Origin of the sequence: Microbacterium sp. bgisy189 (genome assembly GCF_965345345.1) — a bacterium.
Taxonomy (GTDB): Bacteria; Actinomycetota; Actinomycetes; order Actinomycetales; family Microbacteriaceae; genus Microbacterium.
On the sequence record NZ_CBDRMZ010000002.1, the window covers coordinates 396,161 to 420,747 of the forward strand.

The 24,587-nt window shown below is 68.4% G+C and carries 23 protein-coding genes and 2 pseudogenes; 8 read left to right on the forward strand and 17 right to left on the reverse strand.

Annotated elements, in window-relative coordinates:
- Positions 1-3 precede the first annotated feature (3 nt).
- Both ACSF8R_RS04860 and ACSF8R_RS04865 read right to left on the reverse strand, forming a co-directional pair.
- On the reverse strand, positions 4-1,551 hold the full coding sequence (locus ACSF8R_RS04860) for an APC family permease (RefSeq protein WP_434810730.1): 1,548 nt from the start codon (positions 1,549-1,551) through the stop codon (positions 4-6).
- Positions 1,552-1,736: 185 nt separating this feature from the next.
- Positions 1,737-2,075, reverse strand: a pseudogene (locus tag ACSF8R_RS04865) (FGGY-family carbohydrate kinase); the annotation flags it as partial.
- Here ACSF8R_RS04865 and ACSF8R_RS04870 point away from each other — a divergent pair.
- A complete protein-coding gene (locus tag ACSF8R_RS04870; RefSeq protein WP_434810731.1) occupies positions 1,993-2,400 on the forward strand; it encodes an ROK family protein in 408 nt (135 codons plus the stop codon). The pseudogene ACSF8R_RS04865 and the gene ACSF8R_RS04870 overlap by 83 nt on opposite strands.
- A 617-nt stretch (positions 2,401-3,017) precedes the next feature.
- Positions 3,018-3,809 carry a hypothetical protein gene (locus tag ACSF8R_RS04875; protein ID WP_434810732.1) on the forward strand — a complete coding sequence of 264 codons (792 nt, stop codon included), beginning with the start codon at positions 3,018-3,020 and terminating at the stop codon, positions 3,807-3,809.
- Here ACSF8R_RS04875 and ACSF8R_RS04880 read toward each other — a convergent pair.
- Complete coding sequence (locus tag ACSF8R_RS04880; RefSeq protein WP_434810733.1) at positions 3,772-4,437, reverse strand: hypothetical protein; 666 nt, start codon at positions 4,435-4,437, stop codon at positions 3,772-3,774. The two genes, ACSF8R_RS04875 and ACSF8R_RS04880, sit on opposite strands and share 38 nt — an antisense overlap.
- Before the next feature lie 149 nt (positions 4,438-4,586).
- Here ACSF8R_RS04880 and ACSF8R_RS04885 point away from each other — a divergent pair, with 149 nt between their 5' ends.
- On the forward strand, positions 4,587-6,179 hold the full coding sequence (locus ACSF8R_RS04885) for a glycoside hydrolase family 68 protein (protein WP_434810734.1): 1,593 nt from the start codon (positions 4,587-4,589) through the stop codon (positions 6,177-6,179).
- Positions 6,180-6,257: 78 nt separating this feature from the next.
- The gene (locus tag ACSF8R_RS04890; protein WP_434810735.1) at positions 6,258-7,898 is read left to right on the forward strand and encodes a GH32 C-terminal domain-containing protein; all 1,641 of its coding nucleotides are present in this window, start codon (positions 6,258-6,260) and stop codon (positions 7,896-7,898) included.
- A 1-nt stretch (position 7,899) separates the two neighbouring features.
- Here the strand turns inward: ACSF8R_RS04890 and ACSF8R_RS04895 are convergent, their stop codons facing one another.
- Genes ACSF8R_RS04895 through ACSF8R_RS04930 form a run of 8 tightly spaced genes read right to left on the reverse strand, consistent with a single transcriptional unit; the run spans position 7,900 to position 17,327 of the window.
- Entirely contained in the window at positions 7,900-8,952 is a 1,053-nt protein-coding gene (locus tag ACSF8R_RS04895) for a LacI family DNA-binding transcriptional regulator (RefSeq protein WP_434810736.1), read from the reverse strand.
- A gap of 47 nt (positions 8,953-8,999) precedes the next feature.
- Positions 9,000-11,021: a glycoside hydrolase family 32 protein gene (locus ACSF8R_RS04900; RefSeq protein WP_434810737.1), complete on the reverse strand. Its 2,022-nt coding sequence runs from the start codon at positions 11,019-11,021 to the stop codon at positions 9,000-9,002.
- Between the two features lie 21 nt (positions 11,022-11,042).
- Positions 11,043-12,005, reverse strand: a complete 963-nt coding sequence (locus tag ACSF8R_RS04905) for a glycosyl hydrolase family 32 (protein WP_434810738.1) — start codon at positions 12,003-12,005, stop codon at positions 11,043-11,045.
- A 3-nt stretch (positions 12,006-12,008) separates the two neighbouring features.
- A complete protein-coding gene (locus tag ACSF8R_RS04910) occupies positions 12,009-12,956 on the reverse strand; it encodes a carbohydrate kinase family protein (protein WP_283716201.1) in 948 nt (315 codons plus the stop codon).
- Complete coding sequence (locus ACSF8R_RS04915; RefSeq protein WP_283716200.1) at positions 12,953-13,909, reverse strand: carbohydrate ABC transporter permease; 957 nt, start codon at positions 13,907-13,909, stop codon at positions 12,953-12,955. Before ACSF8R_RS04915 ends, ACSF8R_RS04910 begins: the two co-directional genes overlap by 4 nt.
- Position 13,910: 1 nt before the next feature.
- Complete coding sequence (locus ACSF8R_RS04920) at positions 13,911-14,852, reverse strand: carbohydrate ABC transporter permease (RefSeq protein ID WP_434810739.1); 942 nt, start codon at positions 14,850-14,852, stop codon at positions 13,911-13,913.
- A 53-nt stretch (positions 14,853-14,905) separates the two neighbouring features.
- Entirely contained in the window at positions 14,906-16,198 is a 1,293-nt protein-coding gene (locus tag ACSF8R_RS04925) for a sugar ABC transporter substrate-binding protein (protein ID WP_434810740.1), read from the reverse strand.
- A gap of 37 nt (positions 16,199-16,235) precedes the next feature.
- A complete protein-coding gene (locus tag ACSF8R_RS04930) occupies positions 16,236-17,327 on the reverse strand; it encodes a LacI family DNA-binding transcriptional regulator (RefSeq protein WP_434810741.1) in 1,092 nt (363 codons plus the stop codon).
- A 188-nt stretch (positions 17,328-17,515) separates the two neighbouring features.
- Between ACSF8R_RS04930 and ACSF8R_RS04935 the strand changes: the two genes are divergently transcribed.
- Positions 17,516-18,007, forward strand: a complete 492-nt coding sequence (locus ACSF8R_RS04935) for a MarR family winged helix-turn-helix transcriptional regulator (RefSeq protein ID WP_434810742.1) — start codon at positions 17,516-17,518, stop codon at positions 18,005-18,007.
- Between the two features lie 188 nt (positions 18,008-18,195).
- Here the strand turns inward: ACSF8R_RS04935 and ACSF8R_RS04940 are convergent.
- Positions 18,196-18,474 (reverse strand): annotated as a pseudogene (locus tag ACSF8R_RS04940) (MarR family transcriptional regulator); the annotation flags it as partial.
- Between the two features lie 110 nt (positions 18,475-18,584).
- Here ACSF8R_RS04940 and ACSF8R_RS04945 point away from each other — a divergent pair.
- From ACSF8R_RS04945 to ACSF8R_RS04955, 3 genes are read left to right on the forward strand one after another with little or no spacing between them, the layout of a single operon-like run.
- The gene (locus ACSF8R_RS04945; RefSeq protein ID WP_434810743.1) at positions 18,585-18,914 is read left to right on the forward strand and encodes a hypothetical protein; all 330 of its coding nucleotides are present in this window, start codon (positions 18,585-18,587) and stop codon (positions 18,912-18,914) included.
- Positions 18,911-19,246, forward strand: a complete 336-nt coding sequence (locus tag ACSF8R_RS04950; protein ID WP_434810744.1) for a peptide ABC transporter permease — start codon at positions 18,911-18,913, stop codon at positions 19,244-19,246. Before ACSF8R_RS04945 ends, ACSF8R_RS04950 begins: the two co-directional genes overlap by 4 nt.
- A 27-nt stretch (positions 19,247-19,273) precedes the next feature.
- Complete coding sequence (locus tag ACSF8R_RS04955) at positions 19,274-19,786, forward strand: hypothetical protein (protein ID WP_434810745.1); 513 nt, start codon at positions 19,274-19,276, stop codon at positions 19,784-19,786.
- A 16-nt stretch (positions 19,787-19,802) separates the two neighbouring features.
- Here the strand turns inward: ACSF8R_RS04955 and ACSF8R_RS04960 are convergent, their stop codons facing one another.
- The 5 genes from ACSF8R_RS04960 to ACSF8R_RS04980 are packed head-to-tail and all read right to left on the reverse strand — an operon-like array spanning position 19,803 to position 24,572.
- Positions 19,803-20,174 carry a hypothetical protein gene (locus ACSF8R_RS04960; protein WP_434810746.1) on the reverse strand — a complete coding sequence of 124 codons (372 nt, stop codon included), beginning with the start codon at positions 20,172-20,174 and terminating at the stop codon, positions 19,803-19,805.
- A 33-nt stretch (positions 20,175-20,207) separates the two neighbouring features.
- Positions 20,208-21,650, reverse strand: a complete 1,443-nt coding sequence (locus ACSF8R_RS04965; protein ID WP_434810747.1) for a glycoside hydrolase family 32 protein — start codon at positions 21,648-21,650, stop codon at positions 20,208-20,210.
- Complete coding sequence (locus tag ACSF8R_RS04970) at positions 21,647-22,687, reverse strand: ATP-binding cassette domain-containing protein (RefSeq protein WP_434810748.1); 1,041 nt, start codon at positions 22,685-22,687, stop codon at positions 21,647-21,649. The genes ACSF8R_RS04965 and ACSF8R_RS04970 overlap by 4 nt, the downstream gene beginning before the upstream one ends.
- The gene (locus tag ACSF8R_RS04975) at positions 22,684-23,598 is read right to left on the reverse strand and encodes an ABC transporter ATP-binding protein (RefSeq protein WP_434810749.1); all 915 of its coding nucleotides are present in this window, start codon (positions 23,596-23,598) and stop codon (positions 22,684-22,686) included. The genes ACSF8R_RS04970 and ACSF8R_RS04975 overlap by 4 nt, the downstream gene beginning before the upstream one ends.
- Complete coding sequence (locus ACSF8R_RS04980) at positions 23,595-24,572, reverse strand: ABC transporter permease (protein WP_434810817.1); 978 nt, start codon at positions 24,570-24,572, stop codon at positions 23,595-23,597. The genes ACSF8R_RS04975 and ACSF8R_RS04980 overlap by 4 nt, the downstream gene beginning before the upstream one ends.
- Positions 24,573-24,587 lie beyond the last annotated feature (15 nt).

A 24,587-nucleotide genomic window follows, 5' to 3' on the forward strand; every position in this document is an offset into this window, starting at 1 on the left:
CGGTCAGATGCCGCCGTCGACCGAGCGCGGGTAGCTCGCCGCTTCATCGGGCACCATGACCGGCGTCTCGCGGTTGAGGCTCTGGCCCGAGAAGAACCGCTTCGAGCGCGGGAACATGTACCAGACGAACATCAGCACGACGCCGACCAGCAGCGCCCCGACGCCGACGACGAACGTCGAGCCGACCCCGAGCAGCGTGCCCGAGTAGCCGTAGTCGGGGTCGAGCATGTCGATCGCCGATTGGATGAACGCGTAGGTGAGCAGGAGCGCACCGGCCAGCGGCAGCAAGAACTTGTAGACGAAGTTGCGCCCCGAGGTGAACAGTTCGTCCTTGAAGTACCAGACGCACGCGTACCCGGTGATGGCGTAGTAGAACGCGATCGCAAGTCCCAACGAGGCGATCGTGTCCTGCATGATGCTGTCGCTGATGAGGGTCATGCCGACGTAGTAGATCGACGCGACCACGCCCATCACGAGCGTCGAGAACGACGGGGTCTTGTAGGTGGGGTGCACCTGCTTGAACCTCGCGGGGAGCGCCCGGTAGACGCCCATCGCGAGCGTGCCGCGGGCGGTCGGGAGGATGGTCGTCTGCGTCGACGAGACGGCCGAGATGAGCACTGCGATCACGAGGAACCACCCCATCGGGCCGAGCAGCCCGTCTTTGATCGCGAGGAAGAAGTCGTCGGCGTTCGCCTCGTTGCCCAGGCCCACACCACTCTCACCGAGGCCCGCGTACATCATCGCCGCGATCGTCACACCGACGTAGGTGAACAGCAGGATGACGCAGGTCAGCAGCGCCGCGAGCCCCGGGATGCGCTTGGGGTCCTTCGTCTCCTCGTTCAGGGCGAGGCAGGTGTCCCAGCCCCAGTAGATGAAGAGGGCGTACAGCACCGCCTCGGTGAACCCGCTCCACTCCTCGAACGCGAGCGGGTTCATCCACTCCCACGAGAACGGCGTCGGGTTCGGCGCGGTGCCGCCGAAGAAGTGCCACAGCGCCGCGACCACGAACAGGGCGAGGGCGAGATACTGGATGCCGAGGAGCACGTTCTGGATGCGCTCACCGATCTCGACCCCGCGCCAACTGACCCACGTCATCGCGGCGATGAAGAAGACGGCGACGATGATGATGCGCCAGTCGTTGTTCTGCTCGAACTCCATCCCGAACATGGCCCAGAAGTAGATGGAGGCGACCTGCGCGAGGTTGGCGAGTACGACCATGCCGGCCACCGCGACGCCCCACCCGCCCATCCAGCCCACCCACGGCCCGAACGCCTTCGTGCCCCACGTGAAGGTGGTGCCGCAGTCGGGCACGGCGTTGTTGAGCTCGCGGTAGGCGAAGGCGATGAACAGCATCGGCACGAAGGCGACGATGAAGGCGATGGGCGCCTGCGCGCCGACGGCGAGCACGACCCAGCCGAGGGTCGCGACCAGCGAGTAGACCGGCGCCGTCGAGGCGAGCCCGATGACGGTCGAGCCGAACAGGCCGAGAGTGCCGGTTGCGAGCCCCTTGCCGTCTTGCCGCTCGAATTTGATCGGCTCGGTTGCAGTCATGGCATCCGCCCCTTCGAACACGACGCTCGGGTGCGTCGAGCGGTGGCCCCGTCGCCGCCGCTGATCGCAGACTACTCCCGAGGTGTGCGCCTCGTGGGGTAAACCGAGTCCGGTCTTCGGTGGTGGTTCAGACGGTCTGACGGCGTGTCTCGCGACGGATGCAGGAACTCGGCGATCCGCGTCGCTCAGACGAGCGCTGCGGCCTGGCGGGCGGCGCCGAGCGCGACGTACTCGCCGGGCGGCGGCACCTCGACCGGGACGCCGAGCACCAGCGGTGCGATCTCGCGCACCGCCTGAGACTGTGCCCCGCCGCCGACGAGCAGGGCGCGTTCGATCGGCACGCCGAGCGCGCGGATCGCGTCGAGGCCGGCGGCAAGGCCCGACAGCATCCCTTCGACGGCAGCCCTGGCGAGGTTTTCGCGGGTCGTGGATGCCAGGGTCATGCCGGTCAGCGATGCCGACGCGTCGGGCAGGTTCGGAGTACGCTCCCCCTCGAAGTACGGCACGAGCGCGAGCCCGGCGGCCGACGATGCGACGCTGACGGCAGCACTGGAATCCTCGGACGCCGGTTCGGTGGGTGACGAGCTCGCCCGCCAGCGCCGCATCCTCGCGACAGCGCTCGCGAACGCCGTCAACGTGCTCAATCCGGCACTCATCGTGCTGGGCGGCTTTCTCGGCGATGTCGCCGGCGACGGCGACGACCTCACGCGGCTGGTCCGCGCGAAGGCGATGCACGCGAACGGCGAAGATCTGCGCACCCGCCGTGCTTCATTGGCCGCTGACCGCCTGCACATCGGCGCCGCCGAGCTCGCGTTTTCGCGCGTCGTGAACGATCCAGTCGACGCCTGATCGAGTTCGATCGCGTACGGCGCGTTGTGCCGATCTTCAGCCAGGACCGATACCCTGGGGGTCGGATCTGTGACGCCGTTCCGTATCCCAAGCCGTTGTCCCCAGCTTCGGCGTGTGGCCTTTCCCCAGAGGGCCCCACATCGCGGCGGCGGGAGGATCCGAGGTTCCCCTCAGGGGCCAGTCGTCAAGCAGCGCTCCTGAGGGGAACCTTCTCATATCGGAAGAGGGGAGCCACCCCCATGGCTCCCCGTCGCCCCCAGTTCGATCCCCAATTCGGATGCTCCAGGGCCGTCCCCCAACGGCTCCTGGTGCCTCCGTGGGCCTCACTGTAGCTTGTCCCCCAGATGGGGGACAAGCGGCTTCCGTAGGAAACTTTTCTCTAACTCGCACCGCCACTCCCATAGGATGGGCGTCACGAAGCGGGTGCCCTCACGTGGCCCGCGCCCTGCGGATACTCGCGCAGGGCACCTACGTCGCTCCCCGAGACGTAGCGCGCGAGTGCCCCCGAACCCGGAGCGCCCATGCACTCGCGAGTCCCACTCGCCGTTGGCGAGTCGTCACCCCCTACCGGTGGTCAGCGCGCCCTTCCGACGCTCCTCGAGCGCCCCCTCCCCTGGGTGCTCGCCTCAGGGATCGTACTGTGCCTCGGCATCGTCGTGTCGGCATTGTCCACAACCGATCCCATGTGGTGGGTGCTGTACTTCAGCCACCTCGGCACCTTCGGCGACCTGTCGAGCCACGTCTTCAACGCCGGGCTCATCCTGTGCGGTGCGATCGTCGTGTTCTCGGCGATCCCGGTGCGGCTGTTCATCGAGCGCGCCCTCGAGGCCGGCGCGATCGCCGACGTGCGCACACGCCACGTGCTCCCACCCATCGTGCTGGTCATGGGCGTCAGCCTCTCGATGATCGGCGTCGTGCCGGTGAGCACGAACGAGTTCCTGCACGACCGGGCGGCGAACGGCGTGCTCCTGTCGTTCCTCGCGATGGTCGTCGCGTGTCGCATCATGCTCCCCGAGATCCCGCCGGCGCTGCATCGCTGGGCTGTGATCGGCGTGACGACGCTGATCGTCGGGATCATCGCCATGATAACCGGCGTCATCAATCTGACCCTGTTCGAGGTGATCGCCTTCGGCACGATCCTGACGTGGGTGCAACTGATCCAGTCGGCACTCGCGCGGATCGCGGTGCAGCCGGGCCGCGACGAGGATGCCGCCGAACTCGTCGAACAGGCCACCCCCGAGCTGCGCCGGGCATACACGCCCGCACACCGTCCGGGGTTCGCTGCGACGACGTCGCAGCGCGCGACCCGGCTGCGCATCCTGCACCGGGCGCCGACGCGCGCGCCGTCGCGCCCACGAAACAGCCGGTCGGTCAGCCAGTGGCGTCCGCCGCGGGCAGCGGTGCACTGATCCCGGCGAAGATCTGCGGCAGGGTCTGCTGCACGAATGGCGACGTCGCGAAGGTGCGCTCGTCACCGCCCGACATCACCCACGCTTCGAAGGACCGTTCGTAGGCGAGGATGACGAGCCGTACGGCAAGCACGGGCTCCCAGGTGAACTGACGGTTCAGTCGCGCCATGAGCGTGAGGAACGCATCGAGCAGCGCCGGCACGAAGCTGCGCTCGGAGTCGGCGACCTCGGCGTGTCCCGTGCGCCCCGCGAGCGCGTCGGCCCGTTCGCGGGAGCGGATCACGAGCGAGGCCCAATCCATCGGCCAGGCCTCGGCGAGGGCGACGGCTGCTTCGCGGAGGTCGTCGTCGGGCGAGACCGGAGTGAAGCGCCCGGCAGCGCTCGTGAGCCGTCCTGCGCATTCGTCGATGAGCTGCTGGTTCACGGCGCGCAGCAGGTCTGCGTTCGTCGGAAACAGGGTGCGAAGCGCACGGACCGAGACGCCCGCACCGTCGGCGAGGTCGTCGATGAGCTCGTCGGAGATGCCGTCAGAGAGCGGAAGCATGGCCCGCGCGAGCGTGAGCACGCGTGCACGTGCGGTCGACCTCGGGTCGTCCCGTCCGTTCCGGCCATCATCCTTGCTCGCCACGCTCGAAACTCTACCCGCGCACCCACACCGCGGGCCCCGACAACGGAGTCCCCCAAACGGCCGACATGCGCATTCTGCGAACCCGTGTCACCCTAGATGCGTATACAAATCGATTTGTATACGTCTGCATCAGAAGGGAAACCAGAGAAATGCACACGAAGAGACGGCGCATCGCGCGCCTGATCGCCGGGGGAGCCTCGGCAGCCGCGCTCGTCGCGACCGCCCTGGTCGGCACGTCGACGGCTGCCACTGCGGCACCGGCGGATGAACTGCAGGATGGGCCCGAGCCCACGATCCACACCCAGGAGGCCTACGCCCCCGAAGACGACTTCACCGCGAAGTGGACGCGTGCCGACGCCCGCCAGCTGGTGCGCCTGTCGGACCCCGACGCTCCGTCGCGGGAGAACTCCATGCCCACCTCGCTCACCATGCCGACGGTCCCGCAGGACTTTCCCGACATGTCGGACGAGCAGGTGTGGGTGTGGGACACCTGGCCGCTGACCGATGAGGACGGCAACCAGTACTCGGTGAACGGGTGGGAGATCATCTTCTCGCTCGTCGCAGACCGCGACCTCGGCTTCGACGACCGTCACGTCTACGCGAAGATCGGATACTTCTACCGTCCGGCCGACATCGCTGCCGAGGACCGCCCGGAAGACGGCGGCTGGACCTACGGCGGCCTCGTCTTCAAGGAGGGCGTGACGGGCAAGATCTTCGAAGACCAGTCGTACAGCCACCAGACCCAGTGGTCGGGCTCCGCGCGCATCTTCAAGAACGGCGAGATCAAGCTGTTCTTCACCGACGTCGCGTTCTACCGCGATGAGAGCGGTGCCGACATCAAGCCCTACGACCCGCGCATCGCGCTGAGCGTGGGCAAGGTGCACACCACGAAGAAGAAGGTCAAGCTGACCGGCTTCAACAAGGTGACCGACCTGCTGCAGGCCGACGGCGAGTACTACCAGACCGGTGAGCAGAACCCGTACTTCAACTTCCGCGACCCGTTCACCTTCGAAGACCCCGACAACCCCGGCAAGACCTACATGGTCTTCGAGGGCAACACCGCCATGGCGCGTGAAGAGGCGTACTGCACCGAAGAAGACCTCGGCTACCGCGAAGGTGACCCCTACGCCGAGACGGTCGACGAGGTCAACGCGTCGGGCGCGACGTACCAGATCGCGAACGTCGGCCTTGCGGTCGCGAAGAACAAGCAGCTCACCGAATGGGAGTTCCTGCCGCCGATCCTCTCGGCCAACTGCGTGACCGACCAGACCGAACGCCCGCAGTTCGTCTTCAAGGACGGCAAGGCGTATCTGTTCACGATCACGCACCGCAGCACCTACGCGGCGGGGATCGACGGGCCGGAAGGTGTCTACGGATTCGTCGGCGACGGCATCCGGAGCGACTTCCAGCCGCTCAACGGCGGCTCGGGTCTCGCGCTCGGCAACCCGACGAACCTGAACTTCTGGCAGGGGCAGCCGTTCGCTCCCGACTACAACCAGCACCCCGGCGCATTCCAGGCGTATTCGCACTACGTCATGCCGGGCGGTCTGGTGCAGTCGTTCATCGACACGATCGGCACCTCGGACGACTTCGTCCGCGGCGGCACGCTCGGCCCCACCGTGAAGATGGACATCGACGGCGACACGACGTCGGTCGACTACTCCTACGGCGACGGCGGTCTCGGCGGCTGGGCGGATGTCCCGGCCAACAAGAACCTCGTCACCAAGGGCAAGAAGAACTGACACGCGACGGCGCGTGCTCCCCACCGGGGGCACGCGCCGTCCCGCGTCCGCATTCCGCTCCGACCCGAAGGAGTCCGCATGGAGCCGCGCTCAGACCGGCGCCGCCTGACGATCCTCTCGATCGCCATGGCGGCGGTCGTCGTGCTCGCCACGGTGCTCGCGATCGCGCTCGCGCGCCCCGACACCGAGGTCACCCCCACCCCGACACCCGAGCACACCGAGGCGGCCGACCCCTACCGTCTGCCTGCGGGCGAAGACCCCGCCCGGCCGGCGATCCACCTGACTCCCGCCCAGCACTGGATGAACGATCCGCAGCGCCCGTTCTTCCTCGACGGGCTGTGGCACTTCTACTACCTCTACAACGCCGACCACCCCGACGGGAACGGCACGGCGTGGTACCACGCAACCTCCACCGATCTCGTGCACTGGACCGACCGCGGCGTCGCGATCGACAAGTACACGAACGGCCTCGGCGACATCTGGACCGGCACAGCCGTCGTCGACCACGACAACACCGCCGGATTCGGTGCCGGAGCCGTCATCGCGCTCGTGACGCAGCAACACGACGGTGTGCAGCGGCAGTCGCTGTTCTTCTCCACCGACGGCGGTGACACCTTCGCCTCGTACGACGGCAACCCGGTCATGGACAATCCCGGCACCCCGGACTGGCGCGACCCTCGGGTGCTGTGGGACGAGGCCGCCGGGCAATGGGTCATGGCGCTCGCAGAGGGTGAACGCATCGGGTTCTATACCTCCCCCGACCTGAAGACGTGGACGTACCAGTCCGACGTGACGGCAGCAGATCTGGGCGTGCTCGAGTGTCCGGATCTGTTCGTGATGTCGGTCGACGGCGACCCGGAACGCACCCAGTGGATCCTGATGGCGGGCGCCAATGGCGAAGCCGAGGGGATGACCACCGGCACGGTCTACTGGACCGGCGCCTGGGACGGCGAACGGTTCACTCCGGACGAGCAGGGGCACCGGTGGCTCGACCGCGGCGCCGACTACTACGCGGCCGTCACCTGGGACGATCCATCACTCAGCGACGACGACCGCCTTGCCCAGCGGTACGGCATCGGTTGGCTCAACAACTGGGCGTACGCGGGACAGGTGCCCGGCGAACAGTTCGCCGGCGGGTCCGACAGCATCATCCGCGAGCTGCGGCTCGTGTCGGACGGCGACGCCACCCTGCTCGCATCGACCCCCTCACGCACCATCGACGGCCTCGCGGGCCCGGCGCTCGAGACCGCGAGCGCCGTCGTCGAACCCGGTGCCACGATCTCGCTGGGCGAACCGGATGCCGAAGCCTATCGCCTCACCGTCGACCTGCAGGTCGAGGAATCGACCTCGGAGGCACGCATCCGCATCCCCCGCGGCGACGGTTTCGCGACGGTCGGCTACGACGCGGCAGCCGGCGAAGTGTTCGTCGCGCGCGACGCGGACGCGATCGCCGGCGACATGCCCGAGGCGTATCGCGTGGTGCGCACCGCGCCGGAATCGCCGCGTGATGGCGTGGTCAGGCTCGACATCATCGTCGACGCCGCATCGATCGAGGTGTTCACCGGGTCGGGACGCGCGACGCTCAGCATGGTCTCCGGGCAGGGCGCCGAGCGGCGCGAAGCGTCCGCGATCGGGCTCGGCGCCGAGCGGGGCACCGTCACGCTCGCAGCGGCGACGCTCGTGCCGCTGCGAGCGGCACCCGTCGCGCGGGCGGAGTGACTCAGCGCGTCGGCGGTGCGACCGACGCTCGCTCGACGAGGCGGCCAGGTAACTGATGCACGCGCCCGGGGCGCTCGTCGGTAGCGCCGTCGATGCGGTCGAGGAGCCGTTCCATCCCCCACCGCCCCATCTGCTCGTGCGGCAGCGCGACGGTGGTGAGCCCGGGGTCGAGTGCGTCCGCGACCGGAAACAGGTCATCGATGCCGACGATCGAGACGTCTTCGGGCACCCGCAGGCCGAGCCGGCCCGCCGCCTGCATGACCCCCATCGCGATCTGGTCGTTGAAGCACACGACCGCCGTCGGGCGGTCGGCGCGGTCGAGCAGTCTCGCGCCGGCTTCTCGCCCGCCTGCGGCATCCGAGGCGACGTGGACGATGCGGTCGTCGGGCAGCGCGACTCCCGCGTCGCCGAGGATCGTTCGGACGGCAAGCGCTCTGCCTCGAGAGGCGCGTGAATCGTCGTTCGTCGTCGCGTACGCGATCTCGCGGTGCCCCAGGCGCAGCGGCACCTCGCACGCGAGCGCGGCGATCTGCGCCTCGTCGGGCACGACGGCATCCACATGCCAGCCCGGGTCGGGTGCAGCGTCGATGAGCACGATCGGAACGTCTGCCGAGAGTCTCGGTCGAGCGATGCGCTGGTTGTAGTTTCGCGCGAGCAGCAGGCCGTCGACGCGCTGCGCCAGCATCCGGTCGACGAGCGCGCTCTCCTCGGCTTCGTCGCCCTCGGTCTCGACGACCAGCAGCAGCACGTCGCGCTCGAGCCCTGCGGCACGGGCTCCCGCGATGATGCGGCCGGCGAACGGCGTCGTCGCGACATGGTCGCCGATGAACCCGACGATGCCGGTCCGCTGCCGGCGCAGGCCGCTCGCGACACGGTCGGGCGCGTACCCGAGCTCTCGGGCGACGACGAGGATGCGCTCCCGCGTCTGCGCGTTGACGCTCCGCGCGCCGCTCAACGCGTGCGAGACGGTCGTCGGCGACACGCCGGCCACCCGCGCGACGTCGCTGATGCGCGCACGTCCACCGTGCGCGCGCTGATCGACGTCCGCCCCCATCGCTCCAGCGTAGCGACGGGGGCGGACGTGGTCTGATCGGCGCGCGCTCAGTCGCTCAGGACGATCTGATCTACCAGCAGGTGCCCCCACGCGCCGACGGCGTCATCGAGGATCTGGATCTGCGCGGTCCGACCGGCGAGGTCTCGCAGATCCCACTCGACGGGTCGGAACGTGCCGGAGTCGTCACCGGTCGCCGTGCGGACCGGCACGCCGTCCACGAGCAGTTGCACCGACGTCGCCGGTTCACTGCCGAGCGCGTTGTCGCCGCCCGCGACCAGCAGGTGCATGAAGTTGCGGTCGATCGTGAACGGCGCCGACGTCACCACCCCGGTTGCCGCATCTGCGCCGGCGAACGTGTCGGCGACGCGGGCGCCCACCTGGCCCGGCGCGGACGCCGTCACCGGGCCGATGCCCGCGAGGTCGCCCGATGCCGTCCACCCCTCGCCCCACACGTCGGACTCGAAGTCGGCGAGCACGCGCGCAGGTCGCTGATCGACGCTGCCGAACTCGGTGATCGTCAGGTCGCCGAAGGTCGCCGCGCCGCCCACGGTGTACAGGGCCAGACCGACATCTGCCGGGTCGGCGAAGACCTGACTGGAGTGCACATAGCGACCGTCGTCGACGAAGACCTCGATCGTGGTGCGGTCGACGAGGATCGTCAGCGCCACCTGGTCGCCCGCCACCGGCGTGCGGCTCTCGAGCTTGAACGGGTTCGGCGGATGCCCCGTCTGGCCACGGTTGGCGTACGCGTAGGTGTCGGTCACCCCGACGTCGGCGTGCGCGGAGCCGTCGGCGGACCGGCGCAGCTGCAGGCCGACGTTCGCCGCGGTCTCGCGACTGACCGTGGTCTGGATGCGGTAGGCGTCGCCGGTGTAGTCCAGCACGCGATGCCCATCGACGGTCACATCACCGAGTTCGACGGTGCGCGTCGCGATGTGGTCGAGGGCCGCGACCGGCTGCGAGGCGAGCCGGTACCCGTCCGGGGAGCTGCGGAGTGTGACCTGTCGGGTGATCGAGTCGGTGCCGTTGAAGCCGTCCTCGGTCCAGGTGGGCGTCGTGTGCGCGTAGTCCCAGTTGTTCATCCAGCCCACCGCATAGCGCCGGTCCAGCGGCGCGGCGGGGTCTTCCCACGTGACGGCCCCGTACCAGTCGAAGCCGTGGTCGAGCCACTGCGGCGCCGTCTCGTCGAAGGTGAACGCGGTGCCGTCGAAGTCGCCCGTCCAGTAGGCGAAGGTGGCCGGCTCGTTCGTCGCGTAGCCGTTCGCGCTGACGCCGAACACCCACTTCTCGGTGCCGTCGTCGGCGCGGATGCGGAAGAGGTCGGGGCATTCGATCATGCCGATGCCCGTGTTGACGTACTCCCAGGCCCGATCCCAGTCCTTCAGATTCGGCGAGGTGTAGAAGCCGACGCGATCGCCCTCGGCCACGAGCGCGATCCACTGGTCGCGCTCGTCGTCCCACACCACCTTCGGGTCGCGGGTGTGCTGGCGTCCGCCGTTGGGGATGACCGGCTGCTCGCCGTGCGGGCGGAACGTGCGTCCGCCGTCGATCGAGTACCAGAGGAACTGCGCCTGCGGCCCCGAGGCGGTCTGCTGCTGCGACTCGGTGGGGTGATCCATCTGCGTGACGAGCATCACGACGGCACCCGCCCCGAAGCCGGCGGTGTTGTCGTGGTCGACGACTGCAGACCCCGACCACAGGTCGTAGTTGGCGTTCGTCTTCTTCGGCGCGGCGATGCCCTGGTCGGCGAACACGACGCCGTCGTAGCTGGTCGCCAGGCGCCACTCGGTGCCGAAGTTCGCGGCGGGATCCGCGTTGTAGTCGGAGTTGTACAGGTAGTAGTAGTGGAACTTCCCGTCGATGAAGACCGGCCGCTGCGGGTCGTTCTTCCAATGGTCGGGCACTGTGAAGTGATACTGCGCGCGGTACGTGTCGCCGGGCGCGGCCTCAGCCGGCGCCGCGGGGGCTGCGAGCGCGAGCGACGCGGCGACGGCTGCTGCGGCCGACGCCCCGCCCACCCGAGCCCACCGGCGGGCTCGGGTGTCGGAGTGGTGGGGAGATGACGTCATCGGCGTCTCCTTTCATTGAGGTCAGGCGGAGACTGTCACCCCTGCGGCGGTCAGGCGGCCACCCACCCACGAGACGGGCATCGGGTCGGTCACACCGCCGACGAAGCGGCCGTCGGCGTCTTGGTGGCGGAATGCGAACAGCAGCCACTGGCCGTCGTCGCGACGCTGCAGCAGACGCCCGACGTAGAGCGTCTCGTCGGTGAGCGGGTAGGCGTCGTCGAGGTGGAACGGCCCGGTGAGGCTGTCCGCGGGCACCGCCCAGGTGCCGCCGCGGGCATCGCTGCGGGATGCCGTGGCGTGATCACCCAGGCACGAGAACAGCAGCACGGGTGTGCCGTCGACGACCTCGACCTGCATCACTTCGAGCTGCCCGAACCCGGTCTCGCTCGGTGTCGACAGCGGCGGCTGCAGGGTCCATTCCCGCAGGTTCGGCGAGGTCGCATGCCCGATGACGCCCCGCCCTGCGGGGTCACCGTGCGGGGCGCGGGCGGTGATGTACATGTGCCAGCCGTCGCCGTTCGGGTCGGCGAAGACCCACGGGTCGCGGAACGCCTCGTCGTGCCAGGCGTCGTCGGCGAGGGTCTCGTACCACGGGCCCGATGCTTCAAGCACGGCACCGGGGTGCTTCGTCCACACCTCGAGGTCGGGTGAGGTCGCATACCCGATGCGCTGCACGTTCTTGCCGCCCTCGGCGAGCGTCGACCCCGTGTAGAACATGAACCAGGTGCCGTCGGGGTGGCGCACGGTCGAGCCGGTCCACGTGGCGAGGTCGTCGAACGCGGGGGCATCGCTGCGCACAAGTGCGTCGGGCACCTGCGTCCACCTCTCGAGGTCGGTCGAGACGGCGTGACCGATCGACGCGCGGTAGTGGCGCGCATCGGGGTCCTGCAGCGCGCGCGAGGCGTACAGGTAGAAGAGGTGGTAGCGCTCGCCGTCGTCGGCGAACCAGTAGTCCCAGACCCAGGAACCGGGAAGATCGAACACGCATCAGCCTTTCGTGGTGTGGGCGAGGCCCACGGAGTTGAGGAAGTTGAGTTCGGCGGCGACCGGCGGGTCGGCACCGGGCCGCGACACGGTGATCGCGGCTGCTTCGGCGCACGCAAGCAGCACATGCTCGAGCACGCCGGGCGTGAGCGCCGCGATCGCGGCCCTCCTGTCTTCGGCACCCGATGTCGCCGCGAGCAGCGCGGCGACGAGGGTGCCCATGAACGTGTCGCCTGCGCCGACGGTGTCGACGACGGTGGTGTCGGCCGCCACGACACGGTGGCGTCCGTCCGTCCGATAGGCGGTGGCGCCGCCCGAGCCTGCCGTGACCACCACCAGCGTCGGCCCGCTCGCCAGCCATTCCCGCGCGACGTCGTCGATGTCACGGTCGGGGTGCAGCCACCGCACGTCCTCATCGCTGGCCTTCACGATGTCGGCCGCGGCGACCAGGCGCTGCACGCGATGACGCACGTCGGCGGGGTCGTCGACGAGTGCGGGGCGGATGTTCGGGTCGTAGCTGAGGAGGGTCCCCGGCATCCGGTGCTCGGCCAGTTCGACGACCAGATCCGCACCCGGCGTCAGCAGCGCAGCGACCGAACCGACGTGCAGCACGTCGGCCGGCGCGAGCGCCGCGTCGACGGGCTCGCCGTCGATGTCGAACGTATACTCGGCGGCTCCCGCCTCATCGAGCCGGGCGGTCGCCGTCGAGGTGCGCGGTGCAGCAGCGGCTTCGATCCGCACCCCCGAGTCGGAGAGCCACCGCCGCACCGCGCGTCCATCGGGGTCGTCGCCGAGGCGCGTGTGCAGCGCCACGTCGAGCCCCAGTCTGCCGAGGGTCAGGGCGACGTTCGCAGGACTGCCACCAGGGGCGCGATCGACGCTCCCGTCGATGCGGTGGACCACGTCGACGAGCGCTTCGCCGACGACGGCCACGCGCGCAGGCGGCGTCATCCCTTCACCCCGCTCGCGGCGATCGAGCTGACGAACGCCCGCTGGAAGATCAAGAACACGATGAGCACGGGCAGCGTGATCAGCGACGTGTACGCCATGACCTCGCCCCACGCGGTGTTGAGCTGGAAGAAGTACTGCATGCCGACCATGACCGGCCGCAGCTCTTCCTTCTGCACCACCATGAGCGGCCACAGGTACTGGTTCCACGCGGGCAGGAACGTGAGGATCGCGACCGTCGCGAACGCGGGACCCGACAGCGGCACCAGGATGCGACGGTAGATCGTGAACCAGCTCGCCCCGTCGATGCGCGCCGCCTCGTCGAGCGAGGTCGGGATCGTCGAGAAGTACTGCGCGAACAGGAAGATCGAGAACGCGTTCGCGACGAACGGCACGATCTGCACCTCGTAGGTGTTGAGCCAGCCGAAGTCGTACTTGAGCAGTCCGCCCTCCATCACGAGGGTGGGCAGCTGGGCGACCCAGTAGACCATCGGCACCGCGATCGTCTCGAAGGGCACGATGAGCGTCGCGATCACCATCGCCATGACGACGGCGCGACCCTTCCACCGCAGACGCGACAGTGCGAAGCCGGCCATCGAGTTGACGATGAGCCCGAGTCCCACGGTGAGCACCGTGATGAAGATCGAGTTGAACAGGAACTGCGCCACCGGTACCCGGTCGAAGACCCCGAAGTAGTTGTCGAGGCTGATGTCGCCTGCCGGCACGAACGCCATCGGCGAGTCGACGTCCTGCAGGATCTGCGCGTCGGGCTTGAGGCTGGAGACGAACATGAACACGAGCGGAAACATGAAGATGATTCCGAACACGCTCATCGCGATGTAGGTGAAGATGCGGCCCCGCAGGCGCACACGGTGCTCGCTGGCGGGCGTCGCCGCGCGGCGCTGGCCGCTGCCGCGCGTGGTGACGGCACGGGTCGAGGTCGTATCGATGGCCATGTCAGTCCTTCTCTCGCGTCAGCCAGCGCTGGATGAGCGCGATGATCAGCACGGCGACGAAGAAGATCAGCGAGATCGCCGCCGCGTAGCCGATCTCCTGCTGCTCGTAGCCCTTGCGCACGGCGTGGAAGACGATCGTGGAGGTCGAGTTGACGGGACCGCCCTGCGTCATGACATCGACCTGCACGAACAGGCCGAGGGCCGCGATCGTGATGGTCACCAGGACGAACACCATCGTCGGGCGCAGGCCCGGCCAGGTGACGTTCGTGAACTGGCGCCACGGGCTCGCGCCGTCCATCTTGGCCGCCTCGTAGAGCTCTTCGGGAATGGTCTGCAGACCCGAGAGCCAGATGATCATGTGGAACCCGACGGCCTGCCAGATCGACAGCGCGATGATGGCGCCGAGGGCCGTGTCGGGGTTGTTGAGCCAATCGACGCCCGCCCACGCTCCGAAGGTGAGCGTGTCGATCATCGAGTTGATGAGGCCGTCCTTCTGGTACATGAACTTCCAGAGGATCGACACCACGACGATCGAGGTGACGACGGGGATGAAGAAGACGACGCGGAAGAACGTCGTCCCCCGCATCCGCCGGTTCACGAGTACGGCCAGCAGCAGGCCGAGGCCCGCCTGCACCGGCACGACGACCAGGGCGAAGACGAAGGTGTTCCACGCCGACTGCAAGAAGACGGGGTCGGTCGTGAAGACCCGGATGAAGTTGTCGAAGCCGACGAACCGCGGCGGGTTGGGAGAGATGAGTCGCGCGTTGGTGAACGAGAGCGTGAAGGCGAGGATCACCGGGATCACGAGGAACAACAGCAGCAGGAGCGCCGCGGGGGCGATCATGCCGAGGCCGGCCCAGGTCTCGCGTCCGCGTGCGCTGCGGATGCGGCGGGTCGCGCGCCGAGGCGTCTCGGCCGCGACCGTCGGGGGTGTGACAGTCATGGGAGTGCTTCCGTGGAGACCGGTGGGGGCGAGCGCCCCCACCGGTCAGGCGATCACTGGAATCCGTACCCGTCGTTCGACGCGATGTTGGCGTCGATCTCGGAGACGGCGCGGTCGAGGGTCTCTTGCACGTCGGCGCCGTTCATGATGTCTTTCGCAGCGGTCTCGAACGTGGTCGAGATGACCGCGTAGGCGGGCGTCTCGGGGCGCAGCACGGCATACTGCTGCGAGAACTCGACGAAGTCGCGCAGGGCGCCGTCTTCACCGAAGTACTCGGATGCCGCCGCTGCCGACTCGGTGGCCGGGATCACGATCTGCTTGTCGGCGAAGGCGGTGATGTACTCGTCCTGGAAGCTGAACTCCAGGTAGGCACGGGCACCGTCTGCCTGCTCGCAGCTGGACGAGATGCCCCACTGCCACGAACCGCCGCCGATCTTGGGGCCATTGCCGAGGTCGGGCGCCGGCAGAATGAGCAGGTCGTCGCCGACCTCGTCGAGCGCCGTCAGCGCGTTCCACACGCCGGTGTAGCTGAGCGCCACCTGGTCGTCGATGAACTCCTGGTTGCCGATCGTGCCGCTCGCGTTCGCGTAACCGTCGGCGAACAGCCCCTGGAACCACTCGCCCCATGCCACGGCATCCGCGCCGTTGAGCGCGCCGTCGGCGGAGAGCATCGTGTCGCGGTCGATGAGGTCGCCGCCGAAGCTCTGCAGGAACGGCGAGTACGCGTACGGCCACCACTCGCCGGTGTCTTCGGCGCCGATGTCGATGGGCGTCTCGTAGCCGGCATCCTTCAGCGTCGACAGGACGTCGGCGAACTCGTCTGCCGTCCAGGGCTCGTCGACCGTGGGAATGCGGATGCCGTTCTCATCGAGCACCGACTGGCGAGCGAAGATGCCGAGTGCGGCGTCCCAGTAGCCGGCCGAGTAGATCTCGTCGTCCCAGACACCCACCGCGGTGGGCAGCAGCGAGTCGGTGAGCTCGGTGGGCAGCTCGAGCGGCTGCAGGTAGCCCGCCCAGGCCCAGTTGGGCATGATCGGACCGTCGAGGTCGAGCAGGCAGGGCAGGTCGTTCGAGGCTGCCGCCGCGACGATCGCGTCGTTGTACGCGCCCTGCGGGAACGACTCGTGCACGACCTCGTACTCGTCCTGCGACGCGTTGAAGTCGGAGATGATCTGCTCGTAGACCTCGAGCTCGGCCTCGTTTCCGGCCGAGTGGGTCCACATGGTGAGCTGGGTGCGACCGTCCTCGGTGGTGGTGTCGCCCTGACCGGCCTGTCCGCAGCCGGCCAGTGCCAGAACGCTCACGAGCCCCGCTGCCGCGGCGACCCGCACGGGAGTGCGCTTCATTATGGTTTCCTTTTCTTGTGATCGACGCCCGCGTCGATCACCGATCGGTGGTCGCGGTTCGCGACCGTTCGGTTGTGTGTGAAGCCCGTCGCCGGTTCTGTTTGCCGACGTGCGCCGGCGGCGGGCCCACGGAGTCTCGTCGCACGACGGGACACTCCATGTGGTGCACGGCATCCTTTTCACCCTCCGCGCGGATGCCGAGCGCGGCCTCCATCGCCCAGCGACCCATCTCGTAGTGGGGCAGGGCGACGGTGGTGAGGGGTGGGTCCTGTTCGGCCGCGACGAACTGCTGGTCGTCGAAGCCGACGACCGAGAGGTCGCGGGGGATGTCGAGGCCGCGGGCGTGCGCCGCGCGGTAGACGCCGGTCGCCATCCGGTCGTTGAAGCAGAAGAAAGCTGTGGGGCGGATCGCTTCGGGCAGGTCGAGCAGCCTCTCGGCCGCGATGCGACCACCCTGGGGCGAGGTCTGCGCGGCGACGTGCCATGCGGGGTCGGGCTCGATGCCCGCCTCGGCGAGCGCCTCCAGGTAGCCCTCGTGACGCAGGCTCGCGGCGATCGGCGCGTCTTCGTTGGTGTCGATGTATGCGATGCGGCGGTGCCCGGCTTCGGTGAGCGCACGCACCGCCGCGCGACCGCCTTCGCGGTCGGCCGGCACGACGGATCGGTAGCCGCCGGCCTCGGGGCGGCAGTCGAGGAAGACGGCGTCGTCGGGAAGGCCGGCCGGGGTCGAGAGCACGCGATGCCACATCGCGGCGTAGATCATGGCGTCGACCTGCTGCGCGCCGAGGGCACGGATCGCGTCACGCTCGATGTCGGCGTCACCGCCGGTGTCGACGAGAAACAGCAGGTGCGAGTGCTCGCGGGCGACGTCCTGCGCACCGGCGAGCATGCGTCCGGCGAACGGCGTCGTCGCGATCTGGTCGGAGATGAGCCCGACGGTGCGAGTGCGCTGCGTGCGCAGGCTGCGGGCGACGGAGCTGGGCTGGTAGCCGACCTGCTTCGCGGCGGCACGCACCCGCTCACGCGTGGCTTCGGGGATACGCGATTCGACGTCGTTCATGACGAGCGAGACGGTCGACACCGACACGCCTGCCGCCGCGGCGACATCGGAGATGCGAACCCTGGCCACGTCTGCTCCTCGTTGAGTGGATGCTGTCTTCCTGCGGTGCAAAATCGATTGATCAATGGTGATAAATCGATTGAGCGCCCTGCGAGATGATTATGCGCGCGCCGGCCGCCTTTCGTCAAGCCCCGTTGCGAACGCCGCGATCCGGTAGATTCCGGGTCGGGGAATCGAGCGACGGCAGGAGGTTCGCAGTGTCCGATTCAGAGCGGCGGCCACCGTCGTACTGGTACGCCGACGCCGACGCCCGTTCCACATCGGCGCTCGAAGCCCTGCGCGCCTACCGCGCTGCAGAGACCGCCATGCGACGACGCACGCAGCGGAGCATGGACATGGGCGAGAACGAACTCCTCGTCCTGCGCTTCCTCAGTCGTGCGCGCGTGCGTGACGAGGTCGTCACCCCCGTACAGTTGAGCCGCTATCTCGGCATCACGACAGCATCGACCACAGCGCTGCTCGACCGACTCACCATGAGCGGCCACGTCACACGCTCGCCGCATCCGACCGATCGGCGCAGCGTCGTGGTCTCGATCACGGACGATTCCGAGACCGAGGTGCGACACACCCTGGGCGCCATGCACGAACGCATGATGGCCGTCGTCCGCCCCATGTCGGCGCGCGACCGCGCAACCGTCGTCGACTTCCTCGACGCCATGCGTCGCGCGGTGGATCAGATCGACGACTGACGAGCGTTTCCGGTTCTGGTCATGCCTCCGGCCGCGGCTGCGATGCGCGCGAGGAAGGCCAGCACGATGTCGACCTCGTCATCGCGCAGGCCGCGCGCAACCCCTTCGACGTCGCGCTCGAACGCGCCGATCGTCGCATCCATCTGCGCGCGCGCGGTCTCGCTCGGAACGAGCAGCACCCGTCGACGATCGGTCGGGTGCGCCTCGCGGTGCAGATAGCCGGCTCGCTCGAGGCGATCGAGCAGGGCCGTCGTCGATGCAGAACTCGCTCCGAGACGTCGGGAGACATCGCCCGGCGTGAGGCCCGCGCCGGACTGTTCGGCGACCAGATCGCGAAGCACCGAGAATTCGCTCTCGCCGAGCGCCATAGATCTGCGCGCACGATGCCGCATGTCGGACTCGGCCACCGCGTAGGCCTTCACGGCTTCGACGACCTCCCGACTCCTGTGGCCATCCCGCCCTGACATCGCCGCCTCCGTTCGGACATTCTCCAACCAAGCCGAATTACTAGCTTGTCTAGTTACTTGCTATATGAGTAGATTGTCCACCAAGAATAATCGATTCGGAAGGAATCGCCATGGGTCGTCTGTACTACGGAGCCGCGGGAGACCAGATCACGATGCCCGATGACGAATTGGCGCACCTCAAGATCGTGGTCGCCACCAAACTGCGACGCTCCGAAAGCTTCACCCTCTCGTGGCGCCACGGCACCGAGACCGACCCTCGACTGTCGAGTGTGTGGATGCACTGCTCGATTCCGCTGCGCTTCGAGTTCGACGGCGGCGATGCGGACGCGCTCGACCGCACCAGACTGCAACAGCTCGCCGAAGCCGCGAACACGAACCGCGGTATCGTGCTGGAGCTCATCGAGCCGGCGCGCGCGGCAGAACTGGTACGGGCAGCATGAGCTTGCTCAATGCCGCCCCCCTCTTGTCCGGGTTGCGCCTGCAATGGGCAGAGGTCGACCCCGGCTTCCACGTCGCGACGAAAGACGGCGAATTCGCTGGGTCGGTCGACACCACCCATGACGGGCATTTCGTCGCGCTCGATGCGCGCTCAACCCCCATCGGTCGATATGAGACGCTCGCCGAAGCGAAGCGCTCCCTCACCACGACCCAGCCGCCTGAGCGCCGCGAGTTGGAGACGCGAGTCCTCTCGACGCTGCAGACCGCAGCCGTGATGGCGGGTGGGGCTAGCGCCATCGCACTCACTGTCGGAACCGCATCCCTCCTGACCTGACCGCGCGGGGTGGCGTACCGTGGCACCATGACGCGTCGCCCGCTCGCATTGGCATCGGGGATCACCCTGCTGCTCCTCGCGGGGTGCGCCACCGAGCCGGCCGAGTCACCGGCGACTTCTGCGGCGTCACCGACCACGCCATCACCGTCGGCGACCGTCGACCTCACTGCAGCGGCGGCATGGTTCGACGAGGTGAGCGCGAGCGTGTCCGACGGCCCCGGCGCAGCCGTCTCCGCGGGAATGCTCGTGACCAACCACGGCACGCCGACGTTCATCGTCGCGACGATCGACAATCCGACGAAGCTGGTCCGTGCCGACGTCCGCTGTTTCGGCGGGGGCACGGCTCAGGTCGCGGTCACGGCCGTCTCAGCCGATGGCGGGGAATCGGAGCCCGTCACATCTGAGGTCGTGTGCGACGAGGCGCCTCACGGCATCGAGCTCGACCTCGAGGCGACGACATCCGTCCGCCTCGAGGCACTCGGCAGCATGGAGACCTATCTGCACGCGACGTTCATCGAAGAGCTCGTCGTCGAGTACTGACGCCCGGGTCGACCGGTCATGAGGCGATTGCGCGCGGATGACTGCCGACCCGCCAGCTTCCTGCTGAGCCGTGCCTTCCGTAGGAGGCCGCCCAATGCGCCGCGGCACCGAAACGCGATCCGCTGCTGAGCGCGACATGCACCCCGTCATGGGCGAAGCCGACGATGTCGGCGCGACCGTCGCCGTTCACGTCGGTCACGCTGCGCGGCATCCAGCCGGACGTCCACTCGCGCGAACTGAAGTCGTTCGTCCACCGCGCGGGCGCCGCGAACGATGAACCGCGGTTGAGTGCGACTGTCGTGCCGAGGGTGCCGAGCGCGCCGCCGATGGCTGCGACACCAGTGGTGGCGAACAGTGCGCGGCGTGAAACCGCTGGTGAGACGTCCATGTGTCACCTTTCTCTTGTGGTCAGTGCTCCTGGTCAGTGCGCGGCGCGCATGCGCCACACCGATGCCTGCGCGGTGGCGCCGTCGACACGGATCGACACGCGATCCGCGTCGGGCGCGACGGGGTACACGCGGGCGGCGAGCGGCACCCCGTTCGCGAACGCTTCGAGGGCCGAGTGGTCGACGAGCACGCGAACGCGCACGCGATCGCCCTCGACGGGCACTCGCCCGCCCAGCGGGCCGGCATCTGTGGACTGATCGAGGCTCGCGTGCGAGCGATCGAGCGAGAAGTCGGCGTGGTGGCCGGACCGTTCGAGCCGATACACCGTGCGCTCACGACCATCGGCGGTCGCCCGCACTGTCACCTCGATCGCCGCTCCCTCCGGTAGCTGCACGTCGACTTCGATGTCCAGTTGATCGCCGGCGACATCGAAGCCGTCCACGGCATCGCCGCGGTACAGCAGCGATTCGCGCAACAGCTCCACCTCAGGCACAGGCGCCTGGTGCAGCGAGCCGTCGGCGCGAGCCGTGACAACGCGCGGCAGCGACATCACGCCCGACCAGCCCGCCTGCACGGCGGCGTCGTCGGGACGACCCTCCTGCATCCAGCCGAACATCACGCGCCGCCCGGACGCGTCGCACATCGACTGCGGCGCGTAGAAAAAGCGCCCGCCGAGGTCGAGGCGGTGCAGCGAAGCCGGCTCAAAGCGGTCGCCGGCGTACCGCCCCGTCCAGTAGAGGGGGTGGTGGGTCACGCCGTCGTCCCACGCGGAGAAGACAAGAACATCGGCGTCGTCGACGGCGAACAGGTCGACGCATTCCCACATGGTGCCGGTCCAGTCGGCGGCGTTGCGGTCCTGAGCTCCGGCGTCACCGGTGAGCAGCGGACCGAGGTACTCCCACGTGCGCAGGTCGGTGGATTCGTACAGCAGCGCGGTGCCGCCGACATCCCGGATCCCGGCGCCGATGATCTGGCGCCACGTTCCCGACTCCTCGCGCCACACGCAATGGTCGCGGAAGGCAACGATATCGAGGTCGGCCGGCGGCGCCGGGATGACGGGGTTCGCGTCGTGCTTCGTCCACGTCGCGAGATCGGCCGACCCGGTCGCGATGCACGGCAGCTCCCGATCGCCGTGGCGTCCCGAATAGACGAGCGTGGGCACGCCGTCGTGGTCGACGAGCACGCCGGACCAACAGCCGTCGACATCGGGGCCCTCACTCGGCTCGAGCGCGATCGGCAGTTCCTCCCAGTGCACGAGGTCTTTGCTGCGCGCGTGCCCCCAGTGGATCCGGTGATGCACGGGCGCATGCGGGTTGTACTGGTAGAAGAGGTGGAACCACCCGTCTCGCTGGGTCAGCCCGTTCGGGTCATTGAGCCATCCGGCCGGGGCGACGAAGTGGAACGCCGGACGATGCCGGTCCGCCCTCGCCCGTTCGATCAACTCGGTCGCCGGTGCGGATGCGGTGGTGGTGGTCATGCGGGGTCGTTCTCCAGGTCGGCCGAGCGGGGAGCGGCGGCAGGTTGTTCCAGGGCGGTGCCGGGTGCGTCCGGCGGCGGGGCGTACAGCCCGCATCGCACCCGGTGCTCGGGTTGGGCGCTGATGGTGTGGAAGACGGCGTTCTCAGCGGTGCACGGCTGGTCGGGGTCGCCCTGCCATGGGCACCGAGTGGGATGCAGCACGTCTCGGCGCAGCGCGGCCCGCTGTTCGGCGTCGAAGGGGTCGCGCCGGGCCGGGTCGGGGACCGCCGAGATGAGCAGTCGCGTGTAGGGGTGGGCGGGTTGCGCGAGCAGCTGCATCGCGTCGCCCACTTCGACCAGCTCCCCCGCGTACATCACGGCGATGCGGTCGGCGAGGTATCGCGCCGACGCGAGGTCGTGCGTGATGTACAGCATCGAGATGCCCTGCTCTTCGCAGAGGCTGCGCATGAGGTTCAGGACGCCGATGCGCACCGAGACGTCGAGCATCGACGTCGGCTCATCGGCCAGGAGTAGCCGCGGACCGACCGCGAGGGCGCGGGCGATTGCGATGCGCTGCCGCTGGCCACCCGACAGTTCGTGGGGGTAGCGGTCGAGCATCTCGTCGGGCAGCCCGACCTTTTCGAGCAGGCGTCGCTTCGCTGCCTCGAGCGCGCTGCGGTCGGCGACGGCGCCATGGATGCGCAACGGGCGCTCCAAGAAGTGCCCGACGCGGTGCACGGGGTTGAGCGACCCGAACGGGTCCTGAAAGATCATCTGCACGGCTGACCGGTAGGCCCGAGTGGCGCGGCGAGTGGTCGCGACGACGTCCTCGCCCTCGAAGAGGAACGTGCCCGAGCTGGGCTGTTCGAGGCGGGCGATACAGCGCGCGAAGGTGGATTTTCCGCTCCCCGACTCGCCGACGAGCGCAACGATCTCGCCGTGCGCGATGTCGAGATCGACGCCACCCAGCGCTCGCACTCGGCTGCGCGAGAAGGCGCCGCCCGTCGTGAAGGTCTTGGCCAGACCGCGAGCCGAAAGCACAGGAGTGTCGGTCATGTGAGTGCCTCCGTGATGAGAGCGTCGTCGCTCGGAGCGACCCAGTGGGTGGGGGTGGCCGGTTCCAGATCGGGAATTCCCGCGAATCGCACGCCTTCGCCGAGGCCACGGAGTCTGGTGCGCGGACCCGACATCGGCGGGAACGCGTTCATCAGCGCGCGCGTGTATGGATGCCGGGGTGTCGCGAACATGTCGTTCGCGGGTGCCGTCTCGACGAACCTGCCGCCATACATCACGGCCATGCGGTCGGACAGCTCGACCATGAGCGACATGTCATGCGTGATGAACAGGATCGCGAATCCGAGCTCCTGCTGGAGGTCTTTGATCTGCGCCATGATCTCTTGTTGCACGACGACGTCGAGCGCAGTCGTCGGCTCGTCCATGATCAGCAGCGACGGCCGCAGCGCGGTCGCCATCGCGATGACGACGCGTTGACGCATCCCACCAGACAACTGGTGCGGATACGCGCGCAGCCGGTCTCGCGGGATGCCGACGAGATCAAGCAGGTCGGCGGCCTTTGCCCGCGCGGACGCTTTCGAGATGCCTTCGTGGGTCGTGAAGATGTCGATGATCTGTGCGCCGATCGTCATGACCGGGTTGAGCGAGTTCATCGCACTCTGGAAGACCATGGCGACCTGTCGCCACCGGAACGCCCGCAACGCTTCGGCGCTGAGCGAGAGCACGTCGGTGCCGGCGAAGCGGATCGATCCGCCCGCGATCACGGCGGGGTCGCGCAGCAGCCGCAGAATCGCATTCGCGATCGTCGATTTGCCGCATCCGGACTCGCCCGCCAGACCGAACACCTCGCGCTCGGCAATCGTGAAGGACACCCGGTCGACCGCCCGCACGGTGCGGGCGTCGGTGACGTACTCGACCGACAGATCGGACACATCGAGCAGTGGCGCGCTCATCGTTGAGCCTCCGGACGGCTTGCGACACGCGTGGGCGCGTCTGGGGTGGTGCGACGTTTCGGACGTCGCAGTCTGGGGTTCGTGGTCTCGTCGACGCCGTAGTTGACCAGTGCGAGCGCGAAGGCGACGAGCGCGATGCAGACACCTGGTGGGACGAACACCCACCAGGCACCGGTCAGCAGGGCACCGTCGTTACTGGCCCAGTAGAGGTTCGTTCCCCAGCTGATGGTGCTGATGTCGCCGAGCCCCAGGAACTCGAGGCCGGCTTGGGCACCGATGCCGAAGATGACGCAGGCGAGAAAGGTGCTCATGACGATCGAGGCCATGTTCGGGAGGATCTCTCGGAACATGATGCGGATGCCGCTCTCACCGGTCACCTGCGATGCCGAGACGAAGTCCTTTCCGCGGATCGACAGGGCCTGCGAACGCAGGACGCGCGCCGACCCCGCCCACCCGGTGATGACCAGTACGAGGATCACGGTGCCGAGCCCCTGCGGAAGGAATGCCGCCAGGATCACGAGCAGCGGAAGCCCGGGCAGCAGCAGGAAGACGTTGGTCACGAGCGAAAGCAGGTTGTCGACGGTTCGTCCGAGGTAGGCCGAGGCGAGGCCGACGAGCAGACCGACGAGCGTTGCCAGGATGCCGACGGTGAACCCGACGAACAGTGACGAGCGTGCGCCCCAGATGTTGAGGGCGAGCACGTCCTGCCCCTTCGCGGTGGTGCCGAGGACGTGTTCCGCTGACGGCGGCTGCGATCCGATGCCCTGGATGAGGGTCGGATCACCGGGAGAGAGCACCGGCGCGAGGAGGGCGACCAGCACGAAGACGATCAGGATGACCACCCCCGTGAGCGCCTTCGCGTTGCCGAGCAGTCCGAGCAGGAGGTTCGAGCCTCCTTGCCGTCGACGCGACGGCGTGACCGCTGCGGCTTCGCCGTCGGGTCCCGGCGGCGTGCCGAGGTCGAGTTCGACCATGGCACGTGGGTCTTG